Annotated in this window: 10 protein-coding genes; 2 read left to right on the top strand and 8 right to left on the bottom strand. The window is 67.7% G+C overall.

All coding sequences use genetic code 11. The features are described 5' to 3' along the window. The first annotated feature begins 384 nt into the window (after nt 1–384). Nucleotides 385–1,452 (top strand): hypothetical protein, encoded by a 1,068-nt coding sequence (locus KIP89_RS17660; protein ID WP_213756898.1) that lies wholly within the window; start codon nt 385–387, stop codon nt 1,450–1,452. After that, nucleotides 1,442–2,155, top strand: a complete 714-nt coding sequence (locus tag KIP89_RS17655) for a GDSL-type esterase/lipase family protein (protein WP_213756897.1) — start codon at nt 1,442–1,444, stop codon at nt 2,153–2,155. Before KIP89_RS17660 ends, KIP89_RS17655 begins: the two co-directional genes overlap by 11 nt. Nucleotides 2,156–2,183: 28 nt before the next feature. Here KIP89_RS17655 and KIP89_RS17650 read toward each other — a convergent pair whose 3' ends face one another. The 8 genes from KIP89_RS17650 to KIP89_RS17615 all read right to left on the bottom strand — a co-directional run bounded on the left by KIP89_RS17650 (nt 2,184) and on the right by KIP89_RS17615 (nt 13,450). Then, the gene (locus KIP89_RS17650) at nt 2,184–3,299 is read right to left on the bottom strand and encodes a hypothetical protein (protein WP_213756896.1); all 1,116 of its coding nucleotides are present in this window, start codon (nt 3,297–3,299) and stop codon (nt 2,184–2,186) included. Beyond that, a complete protein-coding gene (locus tag KIP89_RS17645; RefSeq protein WP_213756895.1) occupies nt 3,296–4,726 on the bottom strand; it encodes a glycosyltransferase family 61 protein in 1,431 nt (476 codons plus the stop codon). Before KIP89_RS17645 ends, KIP89_RS17650 begins: the two co-directional genes overlap by 4 nt. Nucleotides 4,727–4,729: 3 nt before the next feature. Continuing rightward, on the bottom strand, nt 4,730–6,148 hold the full coding sequence (locus tag KIP89_RS17640; RefSeq protein ID WP_213756894.1) for a glycosyltransferase family 4 protein: 1,419 nt from the start codon (nt 6,146–6,148) through the stop codon (nt 4,730–4,732). Further along, complete coding sequence (locus KIP89_RS17635) at nt 6,132–7,202, bottom strand: polysaccharide pyruvyl transferase family protein (RefSeq protein ID WP_213756893.1); 1,071 nt, start codon at nt 7,200–7,202, stop codon at nt 6,132–6,134. The genes KIP89_RS17640 and KIP89_RS17635 overlap by 17 nt, the downstream gene beginning before the upstream one ends. A gap of 24 nt (nt 7,203–7,226) precedes the next feature. Beyond that, complete coding sequence (locus KIP89_RS17630; RefSeq protein ID WP_213756892.1) at nt 7,227–8,693, bottom strand: mannose-1-phosphate guanylyltransferase/mannose-6-phosphate isomerase; 1,467 nt, start codon at nt 8,691–8,693, stop codon at nt 7,227–7,229. A gap of 136 nt (nt 8,694–8,829) precedes the next feature. Next, nucleotides 8,830–9,726 carry an SDR family NAD(P)-dependent oxidoreductase gene (locus KIP89_RS17625; RefSeq protein WP_213756891.1) on the bottom strand — a complete coding sequence of 299 codons (897 nt, stop codon included), beginning with the start codon at nt 9,724–9,726 and terminating at the stop codon, nt 8,830–8,832. Continuing rightward, nucleotides 9,723–11,132: a capsule polysaccharide biogenesis protein gene (locus KIP89_RS17620; RefSeq protein ID WP_213756890.1), complete on the bottom strand. Its 1,410-nt coding sequence runs from the start codon at nt 11,130–11,132 to the stop codon at nt 9,723–9,725. Before KIP89_RS17620 ends, KIP89_RS17625 begins: the two co-directional genes overlap by 4 nt. Beyond that, on the bottom strand, nt 11,129–13,450 hold the full coding sequence (locus KIP89_RS17615) for a polysaccharide pyruvyl transferase family protein (protein ID WP_213756889.1): 2,322 nt from the start codon (nt 13,448–13,450) through the stop codon (nt 11,129–11,131). The genes KIP89_RS17620 and KIP89_RS17615 overlap by 4 nt, the downstream gene beginning before the upstream one ends. Nucleotides 13,451–13,630 lie beyond the last annotated feature (180 nt).

The following is a 13,630-nucleotide window of genomic DNA, read 5'->3' as shown; positions in this document are numbered from 1 at the left end:
AACGGCGCGTGCCCGAGCCCCACGCCCGCCCCCTGCCCGCACCAAGCCCCGTCCCGCCTGCGACACGCATCTCCACCTCCTGCGAATGAGTTGCAGAAGCATTCTACGCGGTTCGCCACCGAACGCAATTGCGAATTAATTGCAGGAAGGTGGAAGGGGGCTGCGAAACGCCTCTAAAGAATAGAATGCAGGTCATCATAGGATTGCGGCCCTCGCACTCCCGACATATCCTCGACTTGTCGTGATAAGGCCTTCAGGGGTAATAAACTACGCTATCCATTTTGATATCTATATTTAGATCGTATTTTAATTTCAATTTTGAACGACACTATCGATGAGGATGTTGCAGACGTGACGGCCGCTTCGCTTGAGGGGAAACCAGGATTGACCAATCTGTCACCACAAGTGATCTACGAAGACGACGACCTCGCGCTTCTGTGGCAGCCGGTAGTGGATGCCGCGGGCATTGTCGTCACCTTCACACCGCTGATGAAGGCGCCGCCGAACCCGCTGGTCGGTTGGGCGCAGTCCATCGTGCCCCGCTTCGGTGCCTCGGGCCTCTTTTTCGTGTCCAAATGGAACCATTGGTGGCAGGTGCCCGGCTTGCCGCGGGCGCTGACCCTCGCCGCCGAGCGGACCCGCGACTTCGACCGGGTGACGACCTACGGCACCAGCATGGGCGGCTATGGCGCGCTCGGTTTTTCCAGCCATGTCGGGGCCACCACCGTCCTTTCCATGTCGCCGCAATTCTCCATCGACCGCCGCAAGGTCCCCTTCGAGCGGCGCTGGCAGCATCACGCCCGCCGGCTCGGCTTCGAGTTCGACAATCTCAATGAGGGTCTGGCCTCCGACGCCCACATCACCCTCGTTTATGATCCGATGAACGATGACGCCAAGCATGTGGCGCTGGTCGATGCCCCCATGGCCCAGCACGTCCGCATCCCCTTCATCGGCCATGGTACGCCGGACTATCTGAGCAAGGCGGGGCTGCTGAAGGTGCTCCTGCTCGCCGCCATGGAAGGGCGCGAGGCCGAAATCGCCATCTCCAAACACGCCCTGCGGCGGGAAGCGCATTACTGGAAGAACATGGCCGAGGCGGCTCACCGGCGCGGCCGACGGCAGCTCGCCGCGCGCTTCTACGAGCGCGCGCATGAATTGAGCCCGCGCAGCTTCGGCATTGCCCGGCGGACCGCGCGGGCCTGGGAACTGAGCGGCGACCGGGAAGCCGCGGCACGGCACTATCTCGCCGCCGCGCGGCTGCGCGGGGGAGAGATCACCTGCAGCAAGCTGGCGCTGCGCAATCTCTACATGGCGGTGCGCAGCCATGCCGCAGCGCAGAATCTTGAGGCGGCGGAGCAGCTTCTGCGGCTTGCGTCGGGCATCGAGACCGACGCCGCGCAGCTGGCGCGCTATCGACGCATCCTGCGGCGGCAGCGGATCCATGCGGCTTAAGCTGCTTGCCGCGCTGGTCGTTGCGCTCCTTGCAACCGGCGATGCACGGGCGGACCGTGCCTCCACCACGCCGGAGCCGCGCGATGCCCGCTGGCTGTCGCTTTCTCAGGCGCGCGGCGCGGCCCTCGACCGGCACACCGGCAAGATCGTCATCATCGGGGATTCGATAGCGGCCCGTTTCCCGCGCGAGATTCAGCGCGAGGCGTTTGGCGGGAGCTTCATCAATCTGGGCATCGGCGGCGACCGGACCGAGCACCTGCTGTCGCGCCTGCCGCATTATGATTTCGCCCGCGCCCGCCCACGCGCGGTCATTCTGATCATCGGCACCAATAATCTGCGCATGAACGACACGCCCGAGGAGATCGTGGCGGGCATCCTCGCGGCGGTGCGCGAGATCCGCGAGGAAACCGCAGCGCCGTTGATGGTCTCCGAGATCCTGCCACGCGGCCGGGATCTGGCGTTCCATCAGGCCGACATCGCCGCCGTCAACCGGCAATTGGCCGAAGCGGCGCCGGCCGCGGGTTTCCAACTGCTGCGCACGCATGAGGCGATTGCCGCGGCAGCGCAGCGCCAGGGAGTTGCGGCGATCTTCGTCGACAGCGCGCATCTCACCCCGGCGGGCTACGGCATATTGGCCGATCAGATCCGGCTCCTTCTCCCCTCGGAGGAAGAAGGCCGGGCCGGTGTCGGCGCCCCGCCCTGAGCTGTCACAACCCTCTCCGGGATGACGATCATTTCCAGAAGTCGAGGAAACGCTCTCCCGCCGCGTCGAGGCTCGGATAGGGGTCTCCGCCGGGACCGGCGGGCGGGACGATCACCGTCGTCTCCTGACAGCCGGCCAGATACCAGCGGTGGCTTTCGCCCGTCGCCTTGTCGCGCGCCATCTGGGTGTAGATGCCGTCCTTTTCCTCGATCGGCCCGAGAATGAGCCCCGGCGTCACCTCGCCGGCGAGTTCGAACGGCCGCGAGCAATGTTCCGGCTTGAAGTACTCCTCGGCCAGTTCCGGCGCGGCCTTGTCCATCTTCTTGTTGACCCAGTCCTCGCGCTTCCAGTTCTCCCAGCGCGTCTGGCCGAATTCGCGGGTCCAGTAGGTGCGCTCCATCTGCCCGGCACGCCCCGGCGCCAAACCGGAGCGATCCGCCTGCGAATAGGGGTGGGAGATGATCGCGTTGAGCTTTTGCCCGTTGGTGAAGGTGAAGTCGCCGCGCGTCCACAGGGCGAGGATCCGGTTGGGATAGGCTTTCGGGCAGGCATCGCCCGGCCGCGACAGGTCCAGCAACTGGCCACGCTTGCTGAAGACGGTGAAACCGATGTCGCCATTGGCCAGGTGCGTGTAGTCGGCCAGCACCCAGTTGCGGAAATAACGGGTCGAGGACTCCGGGGCGGCATCGCAGGTCGGCGTTACCCCGCCGCCGAAGCGCCCGCCATCCTTGCCCCGTGTCCACATGCCCATGATGAAGGCGTAGCGGTCATCGAACCACCGCACCGACAGATAGGCCGTCACCCAGGGATCATCGGTCACGCAGGGCTTGCGGTCGATGGTCACGAAGCCGACCACGCGCTCGCGGTTGTTGCGGGTGAAAGGCAGGTTGTCGCGAAAGGTCTGCCGCGCGTCGCACCTCAGGGGCACCCCGGCGGCGGCGAGGTGATAGGGCACGCGCTCCCCCTCGCGGATGTCGCGGTGCGCGGTGCAGCGCGGATCGCCGGGCGCGACGCCCGGCATGACGGCGCCGCCAGCATCGAGGCAGACATCCTGAATCATGTAGTCGCGCATATCGACCGGCTCGGCCCGCGCCGGGGCGCCAAGGGCGACAAGCAGCAGGCCGGCCAGAACATGACGGCTCACAGCAGGCTCTCGGGCAATTCGTCGATACAGACGCGCCAGTGGTCGGAGCGGGCCAGCTGCGGCTCCAGCCAGGCGGTGTAGTCATAGCCGAGGGCCAGGGCGAGCCGGGCATAGTTGAAGCGGAGCGTATAGCTGCCATCCATGATCGGCAGCAGTTCCAGCACCCGCGTATCCCCCCGGCAGAACATGAGATGCGAGAGCCCGGCGCCGTGCGGGGCGACGATGGAGCGCACGCCGGAGGCAAGAGCGATCTGCTGCCACAGCGGCATCGTCGACATCAGCACAACCGCATAGCCGCGCTGCTGAAGGGCGCCCTCCAGTTCTTCCTCGTTGAGCAGGCGGCGGCGCGTGCTGTCGCGGCGGGAGATATAGACCTTCTCCGGGCAGGCGAAGCCGTTCGCCGCGGCCATCTCGCCGGCCCGTGCCGCCACGCGCTCGAAGATGCCCCCGGTCGCCTGCCAGTGGCGCAGACCGGCCATCCCCACCGACGGCACCACCAGCCGGCGCACGAACACCACCTCCGAGATCGCAATCACCTGCTCATCGGCGATCCCGGCAAGGGCGAGGCTCTCGCGCTCGAAGCGGGGACCATGCGCCCCGATCAGCACCGGAATGTCCGGCTCCGGGCCGAGAAGGGACAGGTGCGGGAGAAGATCGACCACCCAGTGATAGATGCCACGGGTTCCGCGCAAGGCCGGCAGCGCCACGTCGAGCTGCCGGCAGGCCTCCCGCGAGGTATGCGCGATCGGCCGCCCGGTCGTGACGATGATGGAGCCGTCCTCGGTCCAGATCTGCCCGGTCGGATCGACGAAAACGTCGTGATACTCACACACGCTCGGCGCGGCCGGCTTGGAGAGACGGCGGCGGAAACGATCCCGCGCCACCGACAGCCCCTCGACATGGCGGGGCTCCACCTCGGTCGACGCGACAATCCGCACCTCCCCCATCGGCCGATTGCGGCGCGCGGGGTCGTCGCGGAATGAATAGTCCGACGGGCTGGGCTCCACGGCCTCGCCCAGCAACGCGTCCAGCGCGGCCTGGATCGCAGACACCAGCTCGGGCTCGCTATGCGAATAGGCGAGCACCTTGCGAACCTGCTGGATATAGCGGTGATGCCCGGTGATCGATCCGTCGGCGCTCAGCACGCGCCAGGCGTCGGCCGGCCGGGCAAATTTCAGCAGCGGGCGCACCGCCGCGAAGCGCAGTTCGGCCCGCAGCGTGGCCCGCTCGACGACGTCGATGGTGCGGCGCACCTCTTCGTCATTGCCGTCCTCCAGCGCCGCCTCGATGCGCAGCGGGAGCAGCATGGGCTGACCGGCCAGCGCCTCGACATCGGCGGTCGCGGCAATGACCTCGCTCCAGCGCCGCTCGGCCGCGTGGGCCAGCACCGCCTGAACCGGCACCTTTCTGGACGTCTTGTGCAGCATCCCCTACCCCACCTTCTGCCCTTCCGGCATCAGCCGCTCATAGAGCGCGCCGATGCGCGCGTGGTAGCGCGCTTCGGAGAACTGCGCGGCCTGCATCCGTCCCCTGGCGGAGAGGCTGGCGCGCAGCTCGGCGTCGCCGGCCATGGTCTTGATGGCATTGGCGATGGCGCGCGGGTCGTAGGGGTCGACCATCAGCGCGGCATCGCCCACCACTTCGGGAATGGAGGAGGTGTTCGAGGTAATCACCGGCGTGCCGAGCGACATCGCCTCCAGCACCGGCAGGCCGAACCCCTCATAAAGCGAGGGGAAGACCAGAGCCTTGGCGCCGCGGATCAGGCTCACCAGCAGCGGGAACGGCGCGTAGTCGAAGCGCCGCACGCGGTCGCGGGTGAAGGTCAGGTTGTCGAGCTGTTCGAGATAGCGGTTGCTGCCCTCGTTCAGAAAGCGCAGTTCCTCGCCGGCCTTCCACGCAGTCTTGCCGAGCAGCACCAAAGGCTCGCTTACCTGCGAGGCGAGATAGGCCTCGACCAGCCGGCCGATATTCTTCTTCGGCTCGATGGCGCCGAAGAACAGGAAATAGCCCTTATATTTCAGCCCGAACGCGCCCTCGACCTCCTCGCGCACCAGGTCGTCACTCTTCTGCGCGTATTTCGCGGGGATCGAGACCGCCTGATAGGTGTTGGTGATCTTCTCCTCGGGGTAGCCGAACAGATCGACAATATCGCGCTTGGAGGCTTCCGAGACGGTGACGATATGGTCGGCCCGGTCCAGCACGCCCTGGATCATGCGCTTGTAGAACTTCTTGTTGTCGAGCGTGGTGAAGGGCAGGCGCAGCGGCACGAGGTCATGCAGCGTGTAGATGTTGCGCGTGCCCGGCAGGCGGATCGGCAGCGGGTAGGTCCAGTGCATCAGCGCCGGCTTGTCCACCCCGCTCACGGTGAGAAAGTGCTTATAGGCGTGGAAGTGCCAGTAGCTGCGGGAGAACAGCTCCGGCGCGTTCCAGATCCGGTCATAATGCGGCAGGCGCGACTGGAAGCTGCGGGTGATGACCTTGCCGCTCATCGGCACGTCTTTGGCCCGCACCCCGAGCGGCGAGGTCATGAGCTGGCGCAGCCGCCGGGTGATTTCCAGCAGCAGCGAGGGCGAGCCGACATTGGGGTCGAAGAAGGCGATCTCGCGCAACAGCGGGTCGGCGCTCGGCGCCGCCCGCGTGCCGTAGAGGATCTCGGTCCGGTAGCCCAGCGCGCCGCAGGCGAAGCTCAGATTGCGGGCATAGGTGGCGACCCCGGTGCCGGCCTCCAGCGCGAGATTATAGCCGTCGATCATCACCGTGCCGCGGCGCGGCGAGCCGAGCTGCGCGGGCGCGGCCGGCATGAAGCCGCCCGGCGTGCCCGCGCCGGTCTCGTCACCCCGCAAGAGCATGGGCCTCCGGCGCCTTGCGCTTGGCCGGCGCCTTGGCGGGGCCGTGCGAATAGGGAATGTCGCGAATGAGCGGCAGGTCGAACACCGTGCCCTCGCGCGGGGCGGCAAGCGGGGCGACGTCGATCGGCAGCGCGTCGATCAGCGGATCGACATCGAATTCCACCGGCCGCCAGGCAAGGTCGATCGCCCAGATCAGATGCGCCCAGTCGGTGCGCTTGTTGCGGCGCTGCACATAGACGGGAATGCGCGTGCGGCCGACGCCCTGATAAAGGTCGGTGATGCGCAGATCGAAGCCGTCATCCGGGTCGAGCTTGCGCTCGATCAGGCCTTCCGGCTGGCCGCGCGGGGAGAAATACAGGCAGGGAATGCCGTAGCTCTCGGCGAACACCATGCCGTGCAGGCTGGTGGAGACGAGGCGCTTGCAGGACAGGATCTCGTCCAGCTTGTCGCGCAGGCCGTCCGCGCTGATCGGGGTCAGCGTGTTGATGATATGCACGCTCCCCTCGAACTCGGCGGGGATGTGATACCGCTCATAGGCCTCGCGCGGCAGCGTATCGAGCGCCCGGTCGGTCAGGTCCGAGAGATGGACGATGACGCCGAGTTCCCATTTCTTCTCCAGCGTCGGGTTGTAGAAGCGCGGCAGCGCCCACACCGGATCGCCGAACACCGCCGGCCCGACCGCGTTCTCCTCGCCGAGGATCGTCCGGCTGACCGGGCCGCGCGTGGCATGGACGCGGTAGATCGAGGCCGGATCGGGCCGGAACAGCTGGCGCTCGCCATCCTGCGTCGGGTTGAGATAGCGCGAGGAGCCTGTCCCCCACACGGCGATGTCGCCGCCCTTGAGATTCTGGGCGATGGTGCCGACCGCCGCCATACGCGTGCCCAGGCTGTCATGCGCCTGGTGGATGATCGGCCGGCCCGAGAGCAGCGCCACCATCACCGGGGAGAGCGCATCGCCCAGGTTCAGGTAGTTCTGCTGCCGGGTGGCGGCCGCCCAGGTCAGCGGTACGATGCCAGTGTCACGGACGATGTCACGCAGGGTGGGAGTGCTCACAGGGTACTTTCCTTACGTTTGCGCTTACTCGGCCGCTAGAACCGTGGCGGCGGGAACCGGCGCCGTCTCGACGCGCTGGTAGATGTCCTCCAGGCGGACGATGTCGTCCTCGCCCAGATAGGAGCCGACCTGCACCTCGATGAGTTCGAGCGGAATGCGTCCGGGGTTTGAAAGACGGTGGACGGAGCCAAGCGGGATGTAGGTCGACTGGTTCTCGTGAACCGTCGACACGGTCTCGCCGACCGTCACCTCGGCCGTGCCACGCACGACGATCCAGTGCTCGGAGCGGTGATGGTGCTTCTGCAACGAGAGCCGCTCGCCGGGATCGACGACGATCTTCTTCACGCGGAAGCGGGAGCCGAGATTGATCGTCTCATAGCTGCCCCAGGGACGGTGGCATTTGGGGTGTTCATTGGCCTCGTTGCGGCGATCAGCCTTGAGCGAGGCGACCAGGTGCTTGACCTCCTCCGAGCGGTGCGAGGGCATCACCAGAATCGCGTCACCGGTAGCGATGATCGACAGGCCCTTCACGCCGACGGCGGCGACCAGCGGCCCTTCCGAATGCACATAGGAATCCTCGGCATCGACCAAACGCACCGGGCCGCGCTGCACATTGCCGCGCTCGTCCGGCACGGCGATCTCGCGCATCGCGTTCCAGCTGCCGACATCCGACCAGGGGAAGCTTCCTTCCACCACGGCCGCGCGGCTGGTGCGCTCCATCACCGCATAGTCGATGGAGACGCTGGGGGCGCTGCGGAATTCCGGGCCGAGCCGGCAGAAGCCGAGATCGGCCTTGGCATGGGCGAGCGAGCGGCGCACCGCGTCCACCACGTCCGGCTCGTACAGCTCGGCCTCTTCCAGCATCACATGGGCCGGGAACAGGAAATTGCCGGAGTTCCAGAGATAGCCCTCGTCCATATACTGGCGGGCGAGTTCGGCATGGGGCTTCTCGGCGAAGGCCTCGACCCGCGCGGCGCTGCCGCCGTTCAGCGACGCGCCCGGCCGGATATAGCCATAAGAGGTGCGCGGCTCGGTCGGGGTGATGCCGAAAGTGACGATATGACCGAGGCCGGCGGCGCCGAGTGCCTTGCGGCAGGCGCCATGGAAGGCCGGCGCATCGCCGATCACATGGTCGGCGGCGAGCACCAGAACGATCGCCTCCTCGCCATGCAGGCGCTGCGCGAGCAGAGTCGCGGCTAGCAGAGCGGGGGCGGAATCGCGGCGCACCGGCTCCAGCAGCACGGTCGGATCGATGCCGATCTCGCGCGCCTGGCGCTGGGCGAAGAAGCGGAATTCCTCATTGGTGACGACGATCGGCGCCGCGAACATCGGGCCGGGCGCGACCCGGCGCAGCGTCTCCTGATAGAGCGTGCCCTCCCCCTCGCCCAGCGCGAGAAACTGCTTGGGCAGGGAATCGCGGGAGATCGGCCACAGCCGGGTACCGGAACCGCCAGCAAGAATCACAGGTACGATCTTTGACTCAGCGATCATCTATTGTCTCCGCCAGTTGCGCGCACGGTCATCGCGTGACCATGGATCATCTCTTCGCAAGTGCGAGATAGTATATATGATACCGAATACGTCAACTTAAAGTCAGAGGTAATTTTTACTTCGAATTTAATCAAAATTATAAAGTCATATCCTCAATAAATACCTCTGATTTTGATTTCTTATCGGGTATTTTAGAAGCATAGGTAATCGAGCGCGGTGACGCTGCATCGCAGCATGGTTCCGCCGCCTCGGCCCGCGCTTCCGTCCGCACATCCACCGCGAAAAGCCGCCGCAGCACCGTCTCGCGCAGGAAAGGCGGGGCGACCCGGCCGAGCGCGACCAGCCCCGCCAGAGCAAACGGAAAGCTGACGCTGCGCGCCCCGCGCTCGGTGGCCCGCGCGATCGTCGCGGCGGCGCGCTCGGCGCTCCATTGCAGCGGGCGCCAGCCGCGATAGGTCCGCGCCATGCCGGTATCGATGAAGCCGGGGCAGGCAATAGTGAGGCTCACTCCCTTGGCCGCCAGCACCGGGCGCAGCGCCTCGCCATAGGCGATCAGCCCGGCCTTGGTGGCGCTGTAGGTCGGCTGGTCGGGCAGCGGCATGCGCCCGGCGAGCGAGGCGACCAGCACGATGCGCCCCTGCCCGCGCGCCCGCATCGGGTCGATCAGCGGCTGCACGGTCACCACCGCGCCCTCGAAATTGGTACGGATCTGCGCCAGCACATCGTCCAGCGCCTCCGCCTCGCCCAGCGGGCCGAGGCTCGCTTCCACCCCGGCATTGGCGAAGACGGTGTCGATCGGGCGCTGCGCATCGGCCTTGGCGATCAGTTCGTGCAGCGCCGCGCTCTCGCGCACATCCAGCACCAGCAGGCGCACATCCGCCCCCTTGGCCCGGCACTCATGGACCACGCGGGCGAGCCGCTCGACATTCCGCCCGACCAGCAGCAGCGCGACGCCGGGCGCCGCGTAATGGCGGGCCAGCGCGGCGCCGAGCCCGCCGGACGCGCCGGTGATGAGGATATGGCGCCCGCTCATCCGCGCGCCTCCGCCATCGGGTCCGCGCCCCGCGCGCCGGCCATCCGCTCCGCCTCGAAGCGGGCGACGAGGCTGTCCACCGCCCGCGCGATCGCCTGCGGCGCGAAGAAGCCGCCATCGAGCTGCGTGCGGGCGATCACCAGCCGGCGATAGGCGGCGACCAGCGCCGGATCGGGCGCCGCGCCGGCGCGCCAGAAGCCATCAAGCGCGCCCTGATGCGACAGGCCGGCCATGTCATAGGTGGCGCGGCCGAGAACTTTAAGCGGGCGGCCATGCTTCAGCGCCAGCATCGCCGTGGTCGAGTTGACCAGCACCACGCCGGCGCTGCCCGCCACCAGCGGCTCGATGTCGCCATCCTCGATGAAGACCACCCGTTCCGCGAGACCCAGCTCGGCCGCCAGCCGCGCGATCATGTGCCGGCTGGCCGGAAAGCGCGTGTCATAGGGATGGCGCTTGACCAGCAGCGCCGTCCCCGCCGGCGCACTCTGGGCGAAGGAGCCGAGCACAAGGCGGGCCACCTCCTCGACCGAGCCGAAATCCGAATGCACGCGCATCTGGAAGTCGCCTTCCAGTTGCAACGGGAACAGGAAATAGGCCCCTTCCCCGGCGAGGCGCGCCCGTGCCGCCCGGTCGCGCCGGGCCGCGCCGGAGGCCCCGAGCCAGCGCAGCACCCAGCCGGCATAATCGCGCGCGGGGTGGATCAGCGTATGGCGGCGGTAGTGCCGGAACAGCGGCGCCAGCGCGCCATAGCCCAGATGCCAGCGCACATCCCACAATGCCCGCGGCGCGAAGGGTTCCTCCAGCGGCGCGGCATCGGCCGGCTCCGGCAGGCCGGCGGCCTGCGCCCTCACCTGCGCCGGCTCACGCGGCAGGTCGGAATGGGCGTTGACGCCGGCCCGCTCGCAGGTGATGCGGCCGGGCCGCACATAGCCTTCCTCCAGCAGATGCATCCGCAGGCCGAGGGCACGCGCGCAGGCGATGGCCGGCACATGATAGGGCCGGCAGTCGCCGAACAGCACCAGATCGCTCACCCGCGCCTCGGCCATCAGCCGCTCCAGATAGGCCGGCCAGTCCGCGAGCCGGCCACGATAAAGCCGGGCCGCGCCCGGCCAGAACACCAGGTCGCCACCGCACAGATGCACTTTCTCGACCCGCGCGCCGCGCGCGATGAGCGCCTGCGCGAGCCGGAAGCCGAAGGGCGAGGCCGGCCCCTGAAGGAACAGGAACACCGCCCCGGCCAACGCCTCGCGCACCGGCGCCGCAGCTGTCGGCACCGCACCCGTCGGCGCCGGCACGTCTTCGACCCGGCGCGGCCCGTCGCGCCGTTCGGCCGTCACCGGCGCGAAGGCCATGGGCTCGCGGGCCACCGCGTCCAGGCCGGCGCCCTTCGCCGCCGCACCGCTCAATAGTCGATCCGGTCGACGATCGCCGCCGGCAGCGGCCAGCTCGTGTCCTCGGGCGACACCGCGAGCGGCATCGGGAAGGCGCGGATCAGCGGGCGGTCGTCATAGGTGAGCGGGCGCCATTTGCCATAGACCCAGGCCAGCACGGCGTTCCAGTCGGTCGGCTTGGAGCGTTCCAGGCAATAGGAGGAAAGCGTCGTGCGTCCCGCGCCGGAATAGAAGTCGCGCATCCGGTGGTCGATCTGGTGCTCGTGATTGCCGAGGTCGAGCATCCGCCCCTCGCCGTCGCCATAGGTGGCGAACCAGGCGCAGGGAATGCCATAGGTCTCGGCGATGACGAGGCCGTGCAGCGAGGTGGAGACGATGGCGCGGCAGGAGACGATCTCCGCCACCTTGGCCTTCATGCCCTCGGGCGTCGGCGGGCAATGGGTGTTGATCAGCCGGATCCGGTCCTTGAAGGCGTCCGGCACCGCATAGCGCCGCAGCGAGGCCTTCACCTTCGCGTCCAGCGTGCGGTCCTCCAGCTCGGTGATGTGCAGGATGACGCCGAGATCGTGCGTCTTCTCCACATCCTTCATCGGCCAGAAGCGCGGCAGCATCCACACCGGGTCGCCGAAGATGTCGGGCACCTCGATGCCGGCGGCACGCAGGGTGCGGGCGCTGTTCGGGCCGCGCAGCGCGTGGATGTTGAACTGCGTGTCGACCGGGCGAACATAGCCATGCACCAGCGGATCGACCGGGTTGCGCTCGGCATCCACGCCGGTGCCCCAGAAATGCAGCACGCCGTTGCGCTGGTTGTGGCCGATCGTGCCGACCGCCACCATGCGCTCGATCGGCTGGTCGAAGCCGGCGCGCCGCACCGGGATTCCGGCCATGCCGGCCACGATCAGCGCGCTCAGCGTATCGCCGAGATTGGCATGCGGGCTCTCCCGCGTGGTCGCCGCCCAGGAGAGCGGGATCGAGATTCGATCGGCATTCATCCGCAGCAGGGCGGCCAGTTCCGGCGGCATCGCGGCCGGCGACGCAGCAGCGGGCGTCGCGGGAACCCCCTTCGGCGGCGCATCCGTGTGGGGCGCGTCCTTGAGGGGCACATCGGTGCGCTTCATCTCGACCGCCGCATCCGCACGGACATCCGCCACCTCCGCGCGCGATGCGCCGGAGGCACGCGCCGCCTTCCGGGCCCGGGCGAGCTGGGCCCGCGTCGGGGCGGGCGCGGGTTCGGCAGGCGCCGATTCGACCGGCTCGACATGCGCCGGCCGCGCCGCCTGCGCGCTCTCGGCCTCGCGGTCCTGCTGCTGCAGCAGCGCCACATCATGGCGCAGCGTGATTCCCTTGATCACCGGGTGCTCCCAGATGCTCTTGCCCGCCGGCGCCTTGAGCGGCGAGGGCGTGAAGGGGAAGGCGTCGATCAGCCGGTCGGCGACGAAGCCCGAGGGCTCCCATGTCCGGTCCACCGCCTCCATCACGCTGTGCCAGTTGGTCGGCAGGCCGCGATCCTGGAAATAGGCGGCGGTGTGGCGCCGGCCGAGGCCGAGATAGAGATCGACGATGCGCAGATCCGACGGCCCGTTCGGGTCGAGATCCATCCGGCCGAGGCCGCGCGGCTCCGACAAGGGCGAGAAATAGAGGTTGGGAATGCCATAGGCCTCGGCGACGACCAGCCCATGCATGCTCATGGACACGATCCGCTCGCAGGCCAGCATCTCGTCGAGCTTGGCCCGGATCGACTCGACCCCGAGCGGCGTCACCGTGGTGATGAGGCGAATATCGTCCTTCAGCTCATCCGGGATCTGGTAGCGCAGGAAGGCCGGCAGCGGGCGCGCCTCGAAGGACCGGTCGGCCAGTTCGGAGACGTGCAGGACGACGCCGAGCTTCCACTTCTTGGCGATCGACGGGCGGTAGAATTTCGGCAGCAGCCAGGCCGGGTCGCCATAGAGGCCGGGACGCGGCCCGCCATTGGCCATCAGCTTCTCGGCCACCGGCCCGCTGGTGGCGTGCAGACGCATGGCGCCATGCGCCGGCGCTTCAAACGCGATCCGCCGGTCGGGCGGCGCGGAAGGGTTCTTCCAGGGGGAGCATCCGGTGCCCCACACATGCACCTCGCCGCCCTCGAACGTGTGCCCGATGGCACCGATCGCGGCCATGCGCACCGATTTCGAGCGTGCCGGCACCCGGCGGACCGGAACGCCGCCCACCAGAGCCGTCATGATCGGGCTCAGGGCATCCTCGAAATTAAGGTAGTCCATCAGGGTGGTCGAACCTGCCCAGCCGAGCGGGACTTCGCCCTGGGACCGAACGATCGCGTCGAGCGTCGCCGCCATATTACCTCTCGAATACAAGCAATATCGAAACTCTTCGCCCGCATTTTTCCGCGGAGAGTGGTGCTAACGTAATAGAGTTAGCATGTTCTTCCCGTGTGTCCACTGTTCGAAAATATTGATAGTTGTATTGAACCTTTTCGCACCCGGCGCGTTCTAACCCCCTTCGCGCCGCCCGGCGCC

The organism is Ancylobacter radicis, assembly GCF_018449475.1.
Lineage (GTDB): Bacteria > Pseudomonadota > Alphaproteobacteria > Rhizobiales > Xanthobacteraceae > Ancylobacter > Ancylobacter radicis.
The sequence above is the reverse complement of the archived record's forward strand: the minus strand, read 5'-3'. Positions and strand labels throughout refer to the sequence as shown.

What these genes read in the sequence shown, in the direction of transcription:
- KIP89_RS17655 (WP_213756897.1), top strand. Translation starts at nt 1,442, where the DNA reads ATGCGGCTTAAGCTGCTTGCCGCGCTGGTCGTTGCGCTCCTTGCAACC.
- KIP89_RS17645 (WP_213756895.1), bottom strand. Translation starts at nt 4,726, where the DNA reads ATGCTGCACAAGACGTCCAGAAAGGTGCCGGTTCAGGCGGTGCTGGCC.
- KIP89_RS17640 (WP_213756894.1), bottom strand. Translation starts at nt 6,148, where the DNA reads ATGCTCTTGCGGGGTGACGAGACCGGCGCGGGCACGCCGGGCGGCTTC.
- KIP89_RS17630 (WP_213756892.1), bottom strand. Translation starts at nt 8,693, where the DNA reads ATGATCGCTGAGTCAAAGATCGTACCTGTGATTCTTGCTGGCGGTTCC.
- KIP89_RS17625 (WP_213756891.1), bottom strand. Translation starts at nt 9,726, where the DNA reads ATGAGCGGGCGCCATATCCTCATCACCGGCGCGTCCGGCGGGCTCGGC.
- KIP89_RS17615 (WP_213756889.1), bottom strand. Translation starts at nt 13,450, where the DNA reads ATGGCGGCGACGCTCGACGCGATCGTTCGGTCCCAGGGCGAAGTCCCG.